Source organism: Amycolatopsis sp. cg9 (genome assembly GCF_041346945.1).
Lineage (GTDB): Bacteria > Actinomycetota > Actinomycetes > Mycobacteriales > Pseudonocardiaceae > Amycolatopsis.
Window position 1 is genome coordinate 7,534,540 of the sequence record NZ_CP166850.1, and the last position, 19,860, is coordinate 7,554,399.

The window sequence follows — 19,860 nt, forward strand, 5'->3', positions numbered from 1 at the left end:
CGGATGCCGGGCTCGGTGTTCACCTTCTACTCCTACAAGGGCGGCGTCGGCCGCAGCTTCACGCTGGCCAACATCGCCGTGCTCCTCGCCCGCTGGGGTCATCGGGTGCTCTGCCTGGACTGGGACCTCGAAGCGCCCGGCCTCGGCGACTACTTCCGGCCGCAGCTGCCGGGCCGGCCGCGCGGCGGCGTGGTGGACCTCGTCGCGGACTTCCAGGCCGGCCGGTTCGCGCCGAACGCGCACGTCATGCGGCTCCGGGGCGCCCGCGCGCTCGACTTCATCGCGGCCGGGAGCGAGGGGCCCGGGTACGTCGGCCAGGTCCAGGCGATCGACTGGGACGAGCTCTACGACGAGGGGTTCGGCGAGTACCTCGAGAAATGCCGGGAGCAGTGGACCGCCGAGTACGACTTCGTGCTCATCGACAGCCGCACCGGGATCTCCGACATCGGGAGCATCTGCACCGCGCACCTGCCGGACCACCTCGTGGTGCTGTTCACGGCGAACCGGCAGAGCATCCGCGGCGCGATGGACCTCGCCGGGCGCGCGGACAAGGCGCGGAACCTGCTGCCGTTCGACCGGTCCCGGCTGACGGTCCTGCCGGTCCTCTCGCGCTTCGACAACCGGGAGGAGTACGGCCGGTCGGAGGAGTGGCGGAGGATCGTCGTCGGGGAGACGGCCGAGCTGTACCGGACGTGGCTCGACCAGGGCGTCGCGCCGGAGACGATGTCCCGGCACCTCACGCTGCCGTACGTGTCCTACTGGAGTTTCGGCGAGCAGCTGCCGGTGCTGTCGGAGAAGACGCCGAGCGCGGACCAGATCGGGTTCGCGCTGGAGACGGTCGCGGCGGTGATCGCCTGCCGCCTCGACCGCACCGACCTGCTGGCGGAAAACCGTGACGCCTACGTGGCGGCCGTGCGTGCGAGCCGCCAGGAGTTCAAGCACGAACTGCGGGTCAGCATCCCGAGATCGTCGGTGGGACCGGCCGCCGAGCTGGTGGCGGAACTGGAGAAGCTGAACGTCCGGGTCGTGAAGTCCCTGTCGGGCGACCGTTCCCTGCTGTCGCGGGCCGAGGACGACGCCCGCCACCTGTGCCTGGTCGTCGACGGCAAGGTGAGCCGCTGGCAGGCGGCGGAGGTGGAGCTGTTCCTGCACCGGACGCTCGGCCAGGACCGCCGCGTCATCCCGGTCCTGACCTCCGGCACGGAGGCGGCCGGCCTGCCGGGCTACGTCGGCAACCTGCGGTACATCCGCCTCGGCGCCCGCGGCCCGGCGGAGGTGGCCCGCGACCTGGTCGCCCAGCTGCACGGCTTCACACCGCTGATCGAAGCGGTCGACGTCGCCGAAGTCCTGCACCAGGCCCGCGACGCCCAGCTGCGCCCCGCCCGCTGGGACCTGGTCGACGAACTGATCGACGGCCTCCGCACGGCGATCGGCGCGGGCGACGACGCCCGGGCCAACGACCTCGCGGCCGACCTGGCGGTGGCCACCCGCACCCGCCCCGCGAACGGCGACGCCCGCGACGGGGCACCCCAATCGACCCGCCACGCGATCGAATGGCTTCTGCTCCTGCTCGACGCCCGCGCGAAAACCACGACGCAGCACCGGAAGGATCTCGAATGACCGACCGCTTGGGACAGAAGCAAACCGCGGCGATGTTCACGCTGATGGTGCTGGGCCGGGAGGTGTCCAACCAGGAGCTGGAGGAGGTCGTGGGGTTCACCCTCACGGGCACCGAGCGGACGGGGCTGAACAAGCTCGGCTACGTCGACAGCGACCGGACCGGGCCGAAGCGGAGTTTCGTGCACGAGCTGAGCGAGAGCGGCTGGGCGTGGTGCGAGGAGGAGCTGGCGGCGGGCGGCCCGCCGCCGCAGCGGGGCCAGAGCCCGCTGGCGGCGGCGCTTTACGTCATCCTCGGCCGGCTGGGGGAGTACCTGCGGCGGGAGAAGCTCCGGCTGGCGGACATCTTCGCCGAGGGCGAAGCCGGCCTGCCTGAGACGACCGCGTCGGGCGGCAGCCTCGAAGACCGGATCCGCGTCGCCTACCGCGAGCTGGTGAAGGAGCCTCGTGGCTGGGTCGGGCTGGTCGACCTGCGGCCGAAGCTCGACGCGCCCGCCGCGGAAGTCGACGCCGTGCTCAAGGAGCTGAGCCGCGCCGGCACCGTGCACCTGGTCCCGGAGGACAACCGCAAGGCGCTCACCGCGGCCGACCACGAGGCGGCGATCCGCATCGGCGGCGAGGACAACCACTTCGTCGCGTTCGAGGCGTCATGATGGACGAGCTGAAGGCGCTGGCGACGCTGAGCTTCGACTGGGCGGACACGCCCGACCACGTCTGGCGGGATTCGCCGTACCACGTCGAGGGCTTGCACGCCGATGCGCTCGCCGCACTCGACACGGGCATCCGGGACGCGGTGACCAGCGACGGGCCCAGCCCGATCGGGCTCGTGCTGCGCGGCTTGAAGGGGGTCGGCAAGACCCACCTGCTGGGTCTCGTCCGGCGTCAGGTGCACCGCGCGCGGGGGTACTTCTTCCTCGATGACGTCACCGCGGCCGAGGCGTTCTGGGAGAACACCGCCGAGGCGCTGCGCCGTGGGCTCGCCCGCCCGGATGATTCGGGCGAATCGCAGCTGAAGCGGTTCCTGCTGCGCGTGTGCCTGCGGGCACACGTCGACGCCGAGGTCGAGGCGAGGATCCGCCGCGGGCGCGGGCTGACGGTGGCGGATGTCGAGGCGTTCGTCGACGGGGTCGCTTCGCTCGATGAGATGGTCGCCGACGAGTGCGGGGACACCGCGCGGGCCCTCGTGCTCATCGCGAGCCGGGATCGCGGCGCGAAGTACATCGGCGAGGACTTCCTCGACGGCGACGCGGAGCTGACCTCGGAAGCTCGCCAGTGGAACATCTACTCGCGACCGAAACCGTCCCGCGTCCTCGTTCAGGAGATCACGCGGCTGCTCGCCCTCACCGGGCCGGTCGTGATCGCCGTGGACCAGCTCGACACGCTCGTCGCCCGGTCGACGAAGGGCATGATGAGCGAGGGGGTCGGAGACGACCTGCTGGTGGCTCGGATCGCGGACGGGCTGATGGGGCTGCGCGAAGTCACGCACAAGACCTTGACCGTCCTGGCTTGCTTGCCGTCCACGTGGGAGCAGATCAAGACGAAGGCGGCGGGAACCGTCCCGGACCGCTTCCGGGAGTCGGTGATGCTCGGCCGGATCACCCACGCCGAAGTCGGCCGGGCACTGGTGGAGAAACGGCTGGGCGTCGCCTACCAGGCCATGGACTTCACCCCGCCGTACCCCACCTGGCCGGTGGCGCCCGAGGCGTTCGACGAGCCTTGGGAACAGTGGACACCGCGCGAGCTGCTGAAGCGGATCGGTGCCCACATCGACGCGTGCCTGCGCAGCGGCGAGGTCCGGGAACTCATGTCCTTCGACGAAAAGGCTCCGGTCCCGGTCGCGCCCGTGCGCACCGCGGTCGAGAGTGATCGGTTCGCCGAGCTCGACAGCGAGTTCGAGAAGCTGCAAGCCGAAGCCGATCCCGGGAAGCTGCTCGCCGAGAAGACCGTCGACAAGACCATGCCCGATCTGCTCTCCGCTGCCCTTCGCTGCTGGGTCACCGAAGTCGGGGACGACGACCTCGAGTGGTCGTGCGAGCGCCAGAACGGGCGGAGTGAGGTGCACGCCTGGCTCACCCGGACCCTCGACGAGGCCGCGGACCTCCAGGAGCACTGGGCGTTCCGGGCGATCGCGGCCCGCGATCCGCGCGCGGCACTGAGCCGGTTCCGGAAGGCGCGGTCGGCCGCGGGACAGCGGCAAGGCGCGGACAACCGCCACCTCGTCATCCTTCGCGACGCCTGGGGGCGCGGGGCCAAGACGCGGGAAGAGGTCGAGAAGTTCACGACCGCGGGCGGCAAGACCATCCCGCCGAGCGTGGCCGACGTCCGGATCTTCTGGGCCCTGGACAAGATGCTCACCAACGGTGGCCGTGAGCTGCACGAGTGGTTGATCGATCGCCGGCCCGCGAGCCGGTCCGAGTTGTTGTCCGCCGTGCTGCCGGAGAAGCCGTCGGGGCAGCCCGCCGAAGGGACGCATCCGCCGCCGGGGGAGGGGGAGATCACGCTCGGGACCGTTGTCGGGTCGGGGGAGCCGGTGCGGGTCGGGCTTTCCGCGCTGCGCAAGCACGCCGCCGTCTTCGCGGGGTCCGGTTCGGGGAAGACCGTGCTGCTCCGGCGGATCGTGGAGGAGTGCGCTCTCCTGGGGGTTTCCGCGATCGTCCTGGACCCGAACAACGACCTCGCCCGCCTCGGCGACGCCTGGCCCGCGCCACCGGAGGGCTGGGGGCCCGAGGACGCCCAGCTGGCCAAGCGGTACCTGGCCGAGACGGACGTCGTCGTCTGGACGCCGGGCCGCGCGACCGGGCGGCCGCTGGCGTTCCAGCCGCTGCCCGACTTCGCCGGCGTTCTCGACGACTCCGACGAGTTCGCGGCGGCCGTCGAGGTGGCCGTGGCGACGCTGGCGCCCCAAGCCCGGCTGACCGGGACCACGGCGAAGACGAACATCGGGCTGGCGGTGCTGCGGCAGGCGGTGGTCCAGCACGCGCGGACCGGGTCGCGGAGCCTGCCGGCGCTGATCGAGCTGCTGACCGACCTGCCCGAGGACGTCAGCAACCTCAACGACGCCAAGCGCATCGCGGCCGGCCTGGCCGAAGTGCTCAAGGCGGCGATGGTCAACGACCCGCTCTTCGCGGGCGGTGGCGAACCCGTGGACCCGGGCGTGCTGCTCACCCCGGCCGGCGGCAAGCGGGCTCGGGTCTCCGTGATCAGCTTCGTCGGGCTGCAGGCGGAGGAGCAGCGGCAGAACTTCGTCAACCAGCTGCAGATGGAACTGTTCGCCTGGATCAAGCGCAATCCGGCGGGCGACCGGCCGCTGGGGGCGCTGTTCGTGATGGACGAAGCGCAGACGATGGCGTCTTCGGGTTCGCTCACGGCCAGTACGCGCAGCACGATCGTGCTCGCTTCCCAGGCGCGCAAGTACGGGCTGGGACTGCTGTTCGCCACGCAGGCGCCGAAGGGGCTGCACAACCAGGTGGTCGGCAACGCGATGACGCAGTTCTTCGGCCGCCTCAACAGCCCGGCCCAGATCGCCGCCGCCAACGAGCTGGCCCGCGCGAAGGGGAGCCCGGTCGCGGACATCTCGCGGCTGGAGCGGGCCCAGTTCTACGTCGCGGGGGAGGCGTTCGGCTTCCGCCAGGTGGCGACGCCGCTGTGCTTGAGCCACCACCCGGCGAGCCCGCTGCGGCTGGAGGAGGTGATCGCCCGGGCGCGGGAGGACTGAGCTGTCGATCCGGGCGGGGGCCGTTCGACGCGGGGGTGAAGCGAACGCGACCCGAGGAGCACCCCGTGATCCGTCTCTACATGAGCATGTCCCTCGACGGCTACATCGCCGCCCCCGACGACCGGCCGGGCCAGGAGCTGGGCCGCGGCGGCGGCCGGCTGTTCGACTGGCTCGACGACCGCCACGGCGACGGGCCCAGCGGCCAGGTCTACCGCGAGGCGCTGGCGACCGGCGCGATCATCTCGGGCCGGCGGACGTTCGAGCTGGCCGGCCGCTGGGGCGGTGACCACCACGACGGCGTGCCGATCCACGTGCTGACCCACCGCGTGGACCCGGCCGACCCGGCGCCCGGCAGCACGCGGTACTTCACCGACGTGGCGGCCTGCGCCGAGGAAGCGCGCGCGGCGGCCGGCGAGCGCGCGGTCATGGTGCACGGCGCGGGCGCGGCACGGGCGTTGCTGGCCGCCGGGCAACTGGACGAGCTGGAGATCCACCTGGTCCCGGTCCTGCTCGGCGGCGGCCGACGGCTGTTCGGCGAGTCGGACCCGGTCGAACTGCGGCTGGTCCGCCGCCTCGAGGACCGCGGCGTCACCCACCTGCGGTATTCGGTTTGCCGGTAGTCTCGCGATTCAGCTATTCGCCGATGCAATGAAGCGCTCGAGCCAATTCAGTATTTTTGTGCCCTTTGGGGTAATTCTGGATTCTTTTCCGAAAGGTGTCAGGATCGAGGTAACTCTGGAGGCGCCCGGCTCGATCTCGCCAGTGATTTCGATCAACAGGCACAACGTCGTTGCGAGTTCCTCCGCGAGATCCACGCGGTCAGGCTCCTGTTGGTTCAGCGCGGACCGGATCGCCAGCGCATCGCGGAGATAGGAACGCGCTTCTTCGGTGTCGCCGTCAGCACGCGCTCGGGCTGCCATGCGCTCGTAGGAGATAGCGAGGTCGCGTTGGTAGTTTGCACGATCCGGTTCCCGTTTGGCCAGTTGCCGAGTGATTTCGAGGGCGAGTTTTCGGTAATGAAGGGCCTCGTCGTTGTGGAGGTCAGCGACGAGATCACCGAGTTTGGCGTATGCGATGGCGAGGTCCCGCTGGTGATCTGCGCGGTCCGGCTCGCTCGTGGCGAGCTGACGGGCGATATCGAGAGCTTGCCGTTGGTAGCGGAGTGCCTCTTCATCGCGGCCGAGGGCGGCCATCAGGTCGACCAGGCGTTCGTAGGAGACGAAAAGATCGCGCTGGTAGTCAGTGCGGTCGGGTTCGAGGGCGGCCAGTCGCTCGGCGATGTCAAGGCTCTGCTGGTGAAAAGCCAGAGCGTCTTCTTCCTGTCCTGTCTGGAACATAATGTCGCCGAGGCGTTCGTACGCGACCGAGATGTCGCGTTGGTAGTCGGCGCGGTTCGGCTCGCGTGCGGAGAGTTCGTGGGCGATGTCGAGGCTTTGCTGGAAGAGACGGAGTGCATCCTGGCTGCGGCCAAGACTGATCATGAGTTCGCCGAGCTTGTTGTACGAGACGCAGAGGTCGCGCTGGTATTCCGTGCGATTCGGTTCTTGAGCCACCAGTCGCTTGCGGATGTCGAGACCTTGTTGCTGATAACGGATGGCATCCTGGCTTTGGCCGAGGTCAGCCACGATGCCGCCCAAGCGTTCGCAGGAGATGGCGACGTCGCGTTGGCGGTCGGCATTTCCGGGTTCGCGTGTGGCGAGCTGCTGGGTGATGTCAAGACTGTTCTGGAACAGATCGACGGCGTCTTGCGCTCGCCCGAGACTGATCAGGCGACCACCGATTTTGTTGTAGGCGACGGCGAGGTCGCGCTGGTATTCCGTCCGGTGGGGCTCACGTGCGGCGAGTTGTCGGGTGATGTCGAGGCTTTGCCGGTGGTAGCGGAGGGCGTCTTGGCTGTGGCCGAGGTCGGCCATGCGGTCGCCGAGGCGTTCGTAGGAGATGGCGAGGTCGCGTTGGTAGTTGGCGTTGTCCGGTTCGCGGGCGGCGAGTTGTTGAGCGATGCCGAGGCTTTGCCGGTGGTAGCGGAGGACCTGTTCGCCGTGGCCGAGGCCGGCTTCCAGATCACCGAGCTTGGTGTAGGCGACGGACAGGTCGTGTTGGTAGCTTGCGTTGCCCGGTTCGCGTTTCGCCCGGTCGGAGAGCACCGCGGTCACCGACACCCAGCGCTCCTTTGCGGCGCTGGTCAGCCCGAGCGCCATGTTGGCATCGGTTTCTGCCTCGGCGACCAGGGGCGCACCTGAAGCGGTGAGGGGAATGTCAGCGAGGCAATCACCGGCGAACGACGAGATGGTGACGAGCTGTCGTCGAGTCCGGAGGAACACGCAGATCCTGGCGGCGTGGACGCCGGCCTCGTCGAAGTCAGTGGCCTCGATCAGGTTCCGGACGGCCTCCATTGCGTCCGCTACGTCGACCATGCCGTCTTGCGGTTGCAAGCGCCGAGCTGCAACTCGTCGAAGTCGGGCCCGCCAGTCGTCCACACTGGTGAGATCACGCAAGCCTTCGGCCGTCCAGCGCTCGACGAACGACTTCTTGCCCACCGGAGTCAGCAACGAGAACCGGGCGAGCCGGCGCAGGACGGGTGCCACGTCGAGGTCATTTTCGAGGGTGTCGGTGATCATCGCCGTCGAGATCGGGATCGTTGAGACCGAAACCTGCAGCAGGACGTCGCGTTCGCTCGCGGTCAACTCGGCGACCAGATCGTTCAGCGCGATGTCACGCAGCTCGACGATGATCGCGTCGGCGACCGCCGTAGCGAGGTCTTTGCGGGGTGCGGAGAGGTCGATGCCCTGCTCCGTCGCGTACGCCTGGAGCCGGTCAGTCATGGACCTCAACCGATTGGTGTCTCCGCGCAGCGCTGCGTCGACCAGCTCGAGCAGGCGAGGGTGGCCGCCGGTCAGGCGAAAGATCGCGTGGGAATCCGCTTGCGTCAGCCCAGGGAGGCGAAGGAGCAGCTTGCCGGTCTGAGCGCTGCTGAGCGGAACGAGCCGGATGTCCAGCAGACTTGCTGCAGCCGGGACCGGGTATCGGGACGTGATCAGGACCCGTCCGCTGGTCGCCGCCGCGACCAGCTGCCCGAGCAGCGCTTCCGTCGCCGCCTCGGTGAAGCTCTCGCCGCCGGGGCGCAAGTTGTCCTCGAAGTTGTCCAGGACCAAGAGCAACCGATGCTCGCGCAACGCCCGCGTCAGGCGCCCGATGCGCAGCTTGTCGTCGGCATCTTCCTCGCCCAGCTGAGTGACCAGGCGTTGCGCGCCGGAGCCGTCGACCGAGTCGAGGGCGTCGCGGACCGCGGCGCACAGGCCAGGCAGGTTCAAGACACCGGCGACCGTGGCGACGACCCAGCCCCGGTCGACCATGCGCTGCATCACGCGTCCCGCCACCGTGCTCTTCCCGACCCCGCCCATCCCGCACAGCGTCACGCCCTGGTGGTCCGGGCCGGCCAGCGCGCGGACCGCCGTGCGGACCTCGGGGCGGCGGCCGACCAAGTCGTCGACCCCCAAGAGCGGTACCAAGGCTTCCGTTCCCAACGGAGGCCGGGCGAGCAGTGGCTTCGGCCGGCCCGGCCTGACCACCGGTTGTGGCACACCGGCGCAGAACACGGTCGCAGCGCTGTATTCGGGACGCTGGACGACACCCTGTTCGGCGGCTTGCCGGCGCTCCCGCTCCAGCGCCCGGCGCGCGTGAGCCAAAGCCGCCGCTGGATCGCGGTCCGGGGCATCGGCCAACTCTTGGTAGAACTTCGACGCCAGCGCTGTCGCGTACGAGTCGGTGACGCTGCCGTTCATCGCGATGATCTGGCTCAGCCCCGCATCGAGCAGCCGCTCCGCCAGCCCGCGCGTCGTTCCTGCACCGGAGGGAGGATCGCAGCACGAGAGGAAGAGCAACGGGAGAGGACGGCCCGCGTCGCGGATCGCCGAGGCCAGCTTGTCGGGGGTGACCAGAACCGCGTGGCCGTCCTCGTCTTCGAGTTCGATGCCGTCCACGCTGCCGTGACCGGACAGATGAAGCACGTGGTATTCGTCGCGCTTCAGCGCGGCCGTGATGTCGGCCAGGCCCGCCACCTCGAGTGGCCGGACCTGGGCTGCGTCGGGCTGAGCGTCGAGGATTCGCGCCAGTTCGCGTTCCCCGTCGAGCACCGACGACGCTGTTGTCCCTTCGTCAGGTGCCGCCACCGCGGCCAGGATCTTGAGGGGCGGGGCGAGCGCGGGGGTCAACCGGGCCGGCGGGCCCAGTGGCCGGCGGGCCAGCGTGAGGCCGTCCATCGCGATCAGCAGGGGCCAGCCGGTGACCGGGAGCCGGGCCGTTTCGAACGGCAGTCGCAGCAGTTCCGGCCCGGCCTCGACGACAACGTCGAGGCGGTCGCCGGGGCGGTGGTGCGCGAGGATGGCCTCGACCTCGGAGGCAGCCGCACCCGAGAAGAGGAGCGTTCCGCAGTCGCGGCCGACCGCGGTCAGCGCGGAATCCGTTTGTGCCGGTGTATAACTCGGGTCGAGCAGGGGCGGGAGCCGGCGGGTCGTGTCCGCGAGCTGCGTGCCCGACAGCCAAGCCCGCGTACGGACTCCGTCGCTGACTGACGTCAGCTGCACCAACAGCTCCGCGCGGGAACGGTCTGGCAAGGTCCCCATCGGAACACGGTCACGGTGGTCGAGCAGGTCGTCCCGAATCGCCTCGTACGCCTCGATCGGCCGCCGCAAATACGCTGTCAACAGCGGTGGCACCGACGCGTCGTCGTCGATCATCACCGGAATCACCCGCAGGCCCTGGACCGCCTGGTGGGTCAGGTAATTGATCTCGGACCGAGCCCACAACGCCTGATCGATGTGCCGGGAGAAGAAGATCAACCCAGCTGTAGCCCGTCCCAGGCCGTCGTTGATCTTCTCGACCAGGTCGTCCCCGCCGCCGATCTCCATGCCGTCGACCCAGGCGTCGAAGCCGTCGGCTCGCAACCGGGCAGCGAAGGCCAGCACCTGCGGTTTGTCCGCCGATGCGTGGCTGCAGAAGACGACCGTTCTACCGGACATCAGAGGCGCTTGGCCTCGTACTGCGCGAGAATCGCGTGCGTCGCGTCGATCAACGCCGGCGCTTCGCACACCTCCGCGAAGATCTCCGCGTACTGCAGCAGCACCAGGCGCAGCCGTTCAAGCTCCGCCCGCAGTTCCAGCGACCGTTCCCAGGCCGCCTCGTGGACGACCACCGCCGTGCCCTCGGCTCGGGTGGCTTCCCACTCCTGCAGGGCCGGGTGCCACTGGGCCAGGACCGGGCGCAGCACCGCGTTCAACATCCAGATCGCCAGGTGGCCGAAGCGGTATTCACCCTTCCGAGGCGGCTTCGCCACGGACGGGCCGTACTTGCGCAGTATCTCGCGCGTGACCCCGAACAGCTGGTAGAGCGAGGTCAGCGCCTCGCGCAGGATGCCGTGGTTCGGGGCGAGCGGGGCCACCGTGATGCGGGTCACCAGCTCGACGTACAGTTCCCACGCCGCATCGCGTTCTGCCTGGTCCGGGCGCCATTCGCCGGACAGCTTCGCCGGGCCCCAGCCCAGATCCACCCGCACCTTGTCGATGGGCATGTGCCGCCTTCCCGATCCGCTACCGAACGCAACGGCAGTCTACCTAGGTCGATCACGCCGCCGGAGCTGTTACGGATCGGGAAGGGCGGTCAGCTCAGCCGTGGCGGAAGCACAAGGTGCCCCACTGGAAGCCCGCGCCGATCGACGACACCACGTACGTGTCGCCGGCCGCGACAGCGCCGGTGGCGAACCGCTCGTGCAGGGCCGTGAACACCCCCGCCGAGCCCGTGTTGCCCAGGGTGTCCACCGTGATCGGGGCGCGGGACCGGGGGATCGAAAGCTTGTCCAGCGCCGCGTTGAGGATGTTCAGGTTCGCCTGGTGCAGGAAGAAGTGCGTGATCTCCTCCACCGGCACGCCCGCGTGGTCCGCCGCCCGCAGGATGCTGTCCGGCAGGCACCGCGTCGCCGTGTTCCAGACCGCCCGGCCGTTCATCTTCAAGTACTCGCCCGCCGCCGGGATTTCGACGTCGTAGGACAACTCGGAGCCGAAGTCCCAGCCCAGGAGACCCGCTCCCGCGGGGCCACGGGTGAGCACCGCCGCGCCGGCCGCGTCGCCGAAGAACACCCTCGTCGTGCGGTCGGCCGGGTTCGTCACCCGGGACGCGCAGTCCGCCGCCAGCACCAGCACCGTGCGCGCGGCCGACGTCTGCAGCAGGTGCGCGGCCAGGAACAACGCCTGGACACCGTTGGCGCACGCCGCCTGCGTGACGTCCAACGTCAGCGCGCGGTCCGCGCCGAGCTGCTCCTTCACGATCAACGCCGTCGAGGGTAGGGGCTGGTCGTAGGTGTAGGTCCCGACGATGATCGCGTCGACGTCGCGGGCGGAGACCCCGGCCGCCGCCAGCGCCGGGAGCGCCGCCGCCACGCACATGTCCGACGTGGCCCGGTCCGGCGCCAGGTGCCGGCGGGTGCGGATGCCGGTGCGGCTGACGATCCACTCGTCCGACGTGTCCAGCGTCGCCGCCAGCTCGGCGTTCGTGACGACCTCCGGCGGCAGGTGCACGCCGGTACCCGCGACGGCAACCGGCAGGCCGTTCACCGCGCACCCCCGGCGTAGACGTCGCGCGAGGGGTGCAGCTGCTGGTCGAGGTCGGTGTAGAACCGGCCCGACCCGCACGGCAGGCCGAGCAGGATGCGGCGGGCCGCCTCCCCGCACAGCGCACCGCCGAGCGCCACGCCCGAAGCCAGCTGCGGCCAGCTGCTCAAGGTGCGGCCCAGTTCGCCGAAGGACGCCGCCAGCTGCGGGCTGATCCGGCGCGCGTCCACCATGGCCAGGATCAGCTCGGTCCGCGACTGCGCGGTCAGCTCCAGGACGTCGACCGACTTCACGTCGCCGAGCAGGCCGTGCAGCAGCGGGCGGTCGGGTTCGCGGTCGAACCGCTCGACGTCGAGCATGCCGCGGTCGTTGCAGTCCATCACGACCGGCACGCCGAGGTCGCGGGCGTACTCGCGCGCCGCGATCTTCACCCACGGCGTGTCGCACTCCTCGACGAGCAGGTCGAGCCCGCCGGCGAAGAACCGCTCGATCGTCTCCGGGGTCAGCCCGGCCCGCTCGATCTCGATGTCGAGGTAGGGGTCGATCTCGAACATCTGCCGCGCCGAAAGCACCGCCTTGTTGACGCCGAGGTCGTGCAGCCCGCCGCGCAGCCGGTTCAGGTTGGACAGCCCGAAGTCGTCGAAGTCGGCCAGCTTGAACGCGCCGCCGATGCCCTCCAGCGCGAAGGTCAGCGCCGCGCTGTTGCCGACCGACAGGCCGATCACGCCGATCCGCTTGCCGAACAACCGCCGCTGCTCGGGCCGTTCGATCCGGCCGCGGTTGCGGTCGGTGCGCACCAGCCGGAACTCCTCGCGGGGCAGCACGTGCACCAGCCGCCCCGACCACGGGTACCACGCCCAGGTGCCGTACTCCCACGGCTCGGCGCCGGCCAGCTGCTCGCGCTTCTTGCGCTCCACCTGGGTGGCGTCGCGGCACGCCGGTTCGCGGCTGCGGACCAGTTCGGTGAGCTGCTCGTCGATCGTGTCGTGGACTTCGCGGACGTCGCCCGAGGCCAGCAGCGCGTCGAGATCGGCCGCGGTGTGGAGGACCGGCCGGAACGTGTCGCGGTCGGGCGCCGCGGTGGCGCCCAGCGTGACCGGGGTGGCGCGGCGCACCGGCCGTGCGGGGAGCAGCGGCCCGGCGCCCGCGGCGGCGATCACCGGGAATTCGTCGCGCAGCCGCGTGATCAGGTCGTGGTGCTGGCCGCCGCCGTCGGCGACGCGGTGCAGCATGATCACGACGTCTTCGGTGTACTGCGGCACGTACCGGCGGGTGCCGCGGACGGGCCGGAAGCCGAAGCGCTCGTGGAAGCGGTCCTGGCCGTCCTTCGTGCCGGACGTGCCGATCATCGCCCGCGCGCCGAGGTGGTGCGCCGCGCCGATGGCCAGCGCGTTGAGGTGGAGGCCGAGCCCGAGCTTGCGGGCGCGGTGCTCGACCACGAGCCTGCTGTGCTCGAACACGTCCGCGGCCGGGAACCCTTCGGCGGCGAGGAGTTCCTCGTAGTCCTCGTCGCCGAGGAAGTCCCGGGACTGGAAGCGCGCGCCGGTGTCCGGTGTGGACAGCCGGATGTAGCCCAGCGGCGGGCCGCCGGGACTGCGCCGCGCGATGAAGTGCCAGGCGCCGAAGTCGAGGTCCTGGTCGTCGGCGTGGGTGCCGTCCGCGCGGCGGAACGCGGGGCGGCGGCCGTGGTCGAACAGGATGCGGGCGCGCAGCGCGCGGACGGCGTCGAGCAGCGAGTGGTCGCCGTCGCCCGGCCGCGGTCCGCGGAACGCGGTGACGTGCCAGTCGGGCGTGTCCGGCGCGGGCTCGGGCAGGCCGGGGTGGTTCAGGTGGGTCAAGTGTCGCCTTTTCCGGAGATCGGGGCGGCGAGGAGCCGGCCGCCCGCGAGGAGGACCTGGCCGGAGTGGTCCGGACCAGAGCGGCGGAACAGTAGCAGCGCACCGCCGTACCCGGCCCGACGACGGCGGAGGGCGCGACCAAACCGGGAAATCCTTTACCCACGCGGAAAATCGACGTCGCGTGACCGCGCGTGCCCGTTACCGGTGAAGATCATCGGGACAGCGCCACTCGAAGGAGTGGTGAGTGTTCTCCCATTGCGACGGAAGAGAAAAGCGGCCGCGGCGGGTTCGCGCCCCGGCTTCACCCCGGCGGGGGAGAGATCATCCACCCGGACCGTCCGAAGCGGACGTCCGCGGCGGCGCCCGGTCCCGGATGGTGGGACCGGGCGCCGGGGGATCAGTCCGCTTCCGGGAAGTGGATGTCGGTGACGTGGACGTCCACGACCTCGACGTCGAGACCCAGGTACTGCTCGACGGCGTCGATCACGGCGACCCGGATCTGCTCGCCGAGCGCCTTGACCGCGTGGCCGAAGTCGATCACCAGCGGGATGGTGATCCAGGCGACCTCGTCGGCGAGTTCGATGGTGATGCCGTCCTCAGCGACGCTGTGCACGCCTTCGGCCTTCGCGGCGACGCGGGTGACGATCTTCGCGACCACCCCGTCGGCCACCGTGGTGCTGCCGCGGGTGCCGGCGGCGGGCCGGACTTCGGCCGGCGCCGCCTCGGCGACCACGGACTCGGCTTCGGCGACGACCGCCGCGGCGGCCGGCTCGTCCTCGGCGACCGGCTCGGCTTCCGCGACCGGCTCGGTCCCGGTGACCACCTCGGCCGCCGGCTCGGCGTCGTCTTCGGCTGCGACGGCGTCGGTCTCGTCGGCGACGGCGTCGTCCTCGGTGGCCGTCTCCTCTTCGGTGGAGTCGGTGTCCGTCTCGGTGTCGTCCTCGGCCATGGCGTTCGGGTCCGTGTCGTCGTCTTCGGCTTCGTCGTCGGCGCTGTCCTCTTCGGAGTCCGCCACATCCTCGTCGGTGTCGGTGTCGGTGTCGGTGTCGGTGTCGGTGTCGGTGTCGGTGTCGGTGTCGCTGTCGTCGGTCTCGACTTCGGCGGTTTCCGCGGCCGCTTCGGGCTCGGGTGCGGAATCCGTGTCCTCGGCGCTGTCGGCCGCGGCCTCGGCGACCACGGGTTCGGGTTCGACGGTGCCGTAGGCGTACCCGCCGGAGCTGGGGTTTTCGTTCTTGGGGCGGCCGAAGATGCTGTTGATGACGTCGGACATGGGTTCCCTTCCCGGGGAGCGACGACTCACTGTGGGGACGAACAGACGGCGCCACTATAGGGTGAAGCCTGTGACGCGCGGCACAGGCCCCCGCCTTCGAGACTCGCTTGTGTCCCAACGGATATCCGGCGCTCGCCGGGGTGATCACGGTCCGTCAGGGCCGGTTCGGCGATCAGTGATGGGTCGCCGGAAATGACGTCCAGGAATTGTCCACTTTCCGGCCCGCGGACATTTCTTTCACCCGTTCCGGAAAAGGTGCGCGGGGACGCTCGAACCCAATGCGCGATATCCGGCCGGGTTGAGGTGCAGGTGGTCACCGACGTCGTAGGCCGGCAGCAGCCGCGCCGGCGCGGACGGGTCGCGGGCCACGCGGTCGAAGTCGAGGACCGCGTCGAAATGGCCCGGCTCGCGGATCCACGCGTTCACCCGCTGCCGCGCCGCCTCGCGTTCCGGGGCGTCGTAACCCGTGTTGCCGCCGAACGGGGTGAGCGTCGCGCCGTACACCTCGATGCCGGCGGCGTGGGCGCGGACCAGGATCTGGTCGTAAGCGTCGATCAGCTGCGCGGCCACGTCCGCGGCGGCGGCCGGGGTGGCCGTGCCGATGTCGTTCACGCCTTCGAACACGATCGCCCACGACACGCCGCTCTGGGCGAGCAGGTCGCGGTCCAGGCGGGCCAGCACGTTCGGGCCGAGCCCGTCCTGCAGGACGCGGTTGCCGCCCGCGGCCTGGTTGAGCACTGCCACCGGCACACGCGAGGCCAGCACGTCCGGCCAGCGGTCGTTGCCGTTCGTCGTCGAGCCGCGGCCGTCGGACAGCGAGTCGCCGATCACCGCCACCGCCGAAGCCGGGGCCAGCACCTCGACGCCGCTCAGGAAGTACCAGTGGTCCACGGGAGTTGCGCCCGGCAGGTCGACAGCGGCCACCTGGTCGCCGGGCACCAGGTACGACGTCGTGCGCGAGCCCGGGTGCGAGGTGATCGAGAGGGACGCCTGGCCCTGCGCCAGGTACGTGGTCACGGCGATGTTCTCGAAGGGCCGGACCGGGAAGGGGAGCGGGTCCGAGACCACCTGGGCGCCCACCGGGACGACCGTGGACGCCTTGCCGTGGAACGTCACCGGCGCCACGCTGCCCGGGACGACCGACGAGACCCCGGCCGCACCCGCGACCGGCCGCGCCACCGTGACCGCCGAAAGCGGCAAGGGCGCGCCGCCGAAGGCGTTCGAGAACCGCAGGCGGATGCGGGGGCCGCCCGCGGTGACGTGCGCTGTCTGCCGCAGGGAAGCGTTGTCCAGCACCCGGTCCGCGCCCGTGTACGGCGCCGGCGGCAGGTTCGACGGCTCGGTCAGCTGCGGCATCGACGTCCACGTCGCCACCCAGTGCGAGGACGGCGGGCGGCCCGAGGCGCCCACGAACAACGCGGTCAGCAGCGCCAGCACCGCGATCAGCGAGGTGCGTCTCACGACGAGAACTCCGGAGCCAGGACCCGGTCGAAGCCGACGTGCCGGCGCGGCCCGGTCAGCGTGCAGTGCAGCGTCGCGACGATCTGCTCGCTCGAGGTGCCGACCCGCAGCTCGACGTCGCCCGGGTCGACCTGGCGCCGTCCGGCGCGGCCGGTGTAGGACGTCAGGTCCGCGTGCAGCCCGATGTCCAGCACCGCGGTCGCGCCCGGGGCCACCGTGACCCGGCGGGCCGCGATCAGCTGGCGTTCGGGCCGCGCGACTTCGGCGACCGGGTCGTGCAGGTACACCTGGACGACTTCGGACGCCTCGCGCTCGTGGTCGTTGCGCAGCGTCACGCGGACCCGGCACACGCCGTCGGTCGGCCAGAGCGAGCCCGTCGCGCTGACGTCCAGCCAGGTCACCGGTGCGTAGGAAAGGCCGTGGCCGAACGGGAAGAGGGGAGTGGGGTCGACCGTGCTGACCTCGCTGCGCCGGGCGAGCGGCGCCGCCAGGTAGGTCGACGGCTGGCTCGCGCCGGCCGCCGGGAAGCTCACCGGCAGCCGGCCGGCCGGGTCGATCCGTCCACTGAGGACGTCCGCCAGCGCGGGCGCGCCCTCCTCGCCGGGGTAGAACCCGCACACCACCGCGGCCAGCCGGGGGAGCTGGCGGGAAAGCTCGTACGGCCGGCCCGAAAGCAGCACGACGACCACCGGCTTGCCGGTGTCCAGCAGCGCGTCCAGCAGTTCCTCCTGCCGGCCGGGCAGCCGCAGGTCGGGTGCGTCGCAGCCTTCGCCGGACGTGCCGCCGCCGAACAGCCCGGCCCGGTCGCCCAGCACGACCACGCACGCCGACGCGTCCGAGCACGCCGACACGGCTTCCGCGATGCCTTCGTCGTCCCCGCCGGTGACCGGGCAGCCGAGGGCGTAGGTGACGTCGTAGGACGACCGCAGCGCTTCGACCACCGTCGGCACCGAGACGCCGAACGGCACGTCGGGATGGTGGACGCCGACGTGCAGCGGGAACGAGTAGCAGCCGAGCATCGCGCCCGCGGCGTCCGCGCGCGGCCCGACGACGGCGAGTTTCGCGCCGGGCGCCAGCGGGAGCGTCCCGTCGTTGTGCAGCAGCACGATCGACTTTTCGGCCACCTCACGCGCCAGCGCCCGCGAGGGAGCGTCGTCGAGGTCGATCTCCTCCGGCACCTCGGGCGCCCAACCGGCGTCGAGCAGGCCCAGTTCGCACTTCTGCCGCAGCACCCGTTCGAGGGCGCGGTCGACGGCGGCGGCGTCGACCGCGCCCCCTTCCACCGCGGCGAGCAGCGGCTCGCCGTAGCAGTCCATGGTGGGCAGTTCCACGTCGATGCCCGCGGTCAGCGCCTGGCCCGCCGCGTCGCCGCGGCCGGCCGCGACGCCGTGCAGCCGGTGCAGGAACGCCACGGAGAAGTAGTCCGACACGACCGTGCCGGTGAAGCCGTAGGTGTCCCGCAGCAGGTCGGTCAGCAGCGCCCGGTCCGCGGCGCCCGGGACGCCGTCGACGTCGGTGTAGGTGTTCATCACCGAGCGGGCGCCCGCGCGCAGCGCCAGCTCGAACGGCGGGAGCAGGACGTCCGCGATCTCGCGCGGCCCGGCCGAAACCGGGGCCAGGTTGCGCCCGGCGCGCGAGGCGGAGTAACCCACGAAGTGCTTGAGGGTCGCGACGATGCCGGCCGACTCGAGCCCGGCGACGTAAGCGCTGCCGATCGTGCCGACGAGGTACGGGTCCTCGCCGATGGTCTCCTCGACGCGGCCCCAGCGCAGGTCGCGGGCGACGTCGAGGACCGGCGCGAGACCCTGGTGCACGCCGAGGCCGCGCATGGTCAGCCCGATCCGCTCGCCCATGCGGCGGATGAGGTCCGGGTCGAACGTCGCGCCCCACGACAGCGGCGCCGGGTAGATCGTCGCCTGCCACGCGGCCAGCCCGGTGAGGCATTCTTCGTGCACCACGGCGGGGATCCCGAACCGGCTGCTGGACACGATCTGCCGCTGGGTGCGCGCCAGGCTGTGCGCGCCGATCAGCGGGTCGACCGGGCGGGTGCCGAACACGCGGGTCAGCTGGCCGATGCCGTGGCGGACCAGGTCGTCGAAGTCGACCGACGCGTCGACGAAGTCGTGCTGGTGCGGGGCCATCTCGCCGCCGGAGTCGATGCCGACCCAGACGCCGTAGAGCTGGGCGAGCTTCTCGCGGAGGCTCATGCGCGCCATCAGGGCGCGGACGCGTTCGCCCGGGTCGGCGGTGGCGTCGCGCCACGGCTCCGGTGCCGTGGTGGGCTGGGAGGTCAAGGCTTTCCGCCCTTCGTCAGGAGGGGAGTTCAGGAGAGAGGGCCCGGGTGGAGTGCCGCACCACGAGACCGGTGTCGAGGGTGACGTGGGTGCGCTCGACCTCGTCGCCGTTGATCAGCGCGATGAGCATGCTGATCGCCCGGTGGCCCATCTCGCGGATCGGCTGGTCCACAGTGGTCAGTGGCGGGCTGCAGAGCGCGGACTCGGGAACGTTGTCGAAGCCCACGACCGAAAGGTCGTCCGGCACCGAAAGCCCGAGCTCGCGGGCGGCGCCCACGGTCGCGATGGCCGAGATGTCGTTCGCGGCGAACACCGCGGTCGGGCGGTCCGGGCCGGTCAGCAGGTCGTGGGCCGAGGCCGCGGAGACGTCCGGGTCGTAGGCGCCGACCCGGATCAGGTGCTCGTCGGCCGGCACGCCCGCGGCCTCCAGGGCCCGCAGGTAGCCGGCCTTGCGCAGCGACGCCGATTCGAGGTCGGGCCGTCCGGCGAGGAACGCGATCCGCCGGTGGCCCAGCTCCAGGAGGTGCTCGGTGGCCAGCTGCGCGCCGCGGAGGTTGTCGGAGTCGATGGTCGGCAGGTGCGACGGGCCGGTGTGCGGGTCGACGGCGACGACCGGCGTGCCGGGTACGGCTTCGAGCGAGACGGCGGGCGTGACCAGCACGGCGCCGTCGACGAGGGTGCCGGACAGGCGCGAGAGGTAGCGCTTCTCCCAGCCGGCCGGGTCGCCGGTGCGCCCGCCCGCGGAGTAGACGACGAGCTCGAAACCGCTGCCGCGGATGGCGTCCGCGGCTCCCTTGAGCAGCTCGGTCGAGAACGGTTCCAGGTCGGCGACCAGGATGCCGATGACGTTGGTCCGGTGGTTTCTCAGGCTCTGCGCCACGAGGCTGGCCTCGTAGCCGAGTTCTTCGATGACCGCGCGGACCCGGGCGAGCGTCGTGGCGGAAACGCCGTAGCGCTCGTTGATCACTTTGGAAACCGTGGCCACCGAGACACCGGCACGCGCCGCGACGTCACGGATGGTCACCCTCGAGCTGGGCTGCATCGGCTCAGACTAACCATGGAA

12 protein-coding genes are annotated in these 19,860 nt (G+C 71.0%); 4 read left to right on the plus strand and 8 right to left on the minus strand.

The features are described from left to right. Positions 1-3 precede the first annotated feature (3 nt). The 4 genes from AB5J73_RS35030 (at position 4) to AB5J73_RS35045 (ending at position 5,952) form a co-directional block, all read left to right on the plus strand. Complete coding sequence (locus AB5J73_RS35030; protein WP_370963090.1) at positions 4-1,620, plus strand: CATRA system-associated protein; 1,617 nt, start codon at positions 4-6, stop codon at positions 1,618-1,620. Continuing rightward, positions 1,617-2,270: a hypothetical protein gene (locus AB5J73_RS35035; RefSeq protein ID WP_370963091.1), complete on the plus strand. Its 654-nt coding sequence runs from the start codon at positions 1,617-1,619 to the stop codon at positions 2,268-2,270. Before AB5J73_RS35030 ends, AB5J73_RS35035 begins: the two co-directional genes overlap by 4 nt. Next, on the plus strand, positions 2,270-5,332 hold the full coding sequence (locus AB5J73_RS35040; RefSeq protein WP_370963092.1) for an ATP-binding protein: 3,063 nt from the start codon (positions 2,270-2,272) through the stop codon (positions 5,330-5,332). Before AB5J73_RS35035 ends, AB5J73_RS35040 begins: the two co-directional genes overlap by 1 nt. A gap of 65 nt (positions 5,333-5,397) precedes the next feature. Next, the gene (locus AB5J73_RS35045; protein WP_370963093.1) at positions 5,398-5,952 is read left to right on the plus strand and encodes a dihydrofolate reductase family protein; all 555 of its coding nucleotides are present in this window, start codon (positions 5,398-5,400) and stop codon (positions 5,950-5,952) included. Positions 5,953-5,961: 9 nt separating this feature from the next. Here the strand turns inward: AB5J73_RS35045 and AB5J73_RS35050 are convergent, their stop codons facing one another. The 8 genes from AB5J73_RS35050 to AB5J73_RS35085 form a co-directional block, all read right to left on the minus strand. Further along, positions 5,962-10,350, minus strand: a complete 4,389-nt coding sequence (locus tag AB5J73_RS35050; protein ID WP_370963094.1) for a tetratricopeptide repeat protein — start codon at positions 10,348-10,350, stop codon at positions 5,962-5,964. Further along, positions 10,350-10,898 (minus strand): hypothetical protein, encoded by a 549-nt coding sequence (locus AB5J73_RS35055; RefSeq protein ID WP_370963095.1) that lies wholly within the window; start codon positions 10,896-10,898, stop codon positions 10,350-10,352. The genes AB5J73_RS35050 and AB5J73_RS35055 overlap by 1 nt, the downstream gene beginning before the upstream one ends. A 94-nt stretch (positions 10,899-10,992) precedes the next feature. Then, complete coding sequence (locus tag AB5J73_RS35060; RefSeq protein ID WP_370963096.1) at positions 10,993-11,937, minus strand: 3-oxoacyl-ACP synthase III family protein; 945 nt, start codon at positions 11,935-11,937, stop codon at positions 10,993-10,995. Next, on the minus strand, positions 11,934-13,772 hold the full coding sequence (locus AB5J73_RS35065) for a ThiF family adenylyltransferase (protein ID WP_370963097.1): 1,839 nt from the start codon (positions 13,770-13,772) through the stop codon (positions 11,934-11,936). Before AB5J73_RS35065 ends, AB5J73_RS35060 begins: the two co-directional genes overlap by 4 nt. A 397-nt stretch (positions 13,773-14,169) precedes the next feature. Then, positions 14,170-15,042 carry an Asp23/Gls24 family envelope stress response protein gene (locus AB5J73_RS35070; protein WP_370963098.1) on the minus strand — a complete coding sequence of 291 codons (873 nt, stop codon included), beginning with the start codon at positions 15,040-15,042 and terminating at the stop codon, positions 14,170-14,172. A 237-nt stretch (positions 15,043-15,279) separates the two neighbouring features. Continuing rightward, a complete protein-coding gene (locus tag AB5J73_RS35075) occupies positions 15,280-16,503 on the minus strand; it encodes an SGNH/GDSL hydrolase family protein (protein WP_370963099.1) in 1,224 nt (407 codons plus the stop codon). Next, positions 16,500-18,797, minus strand: coding sequence for a beta-glucosidase (locus AB5J73_RS35080; protein ID WP_370963100.1), 2,298 nt, complete (start codon positions 18,795-18,797; stop codon positions 16,500-16,502). The genes AB5J73_RS35075 and AB5J73_RS35080 overlap by 4 nt, the downstream gene beginning before the upstream one ends. Positions 18,798-18,813: 16 nt before the next feature. After that, entirely contained in the window at positions 18,814-19,839 is a 1,026-nt protein-coding gene (locus AB5J73_RS35085; protein ID WP_370963101.1) for a LacI family DNA-binding transcriptional regulator, read from the minus strand. Between the last annotated feature and the right edge of the window lie 21 nt (positions 19,840-19,860).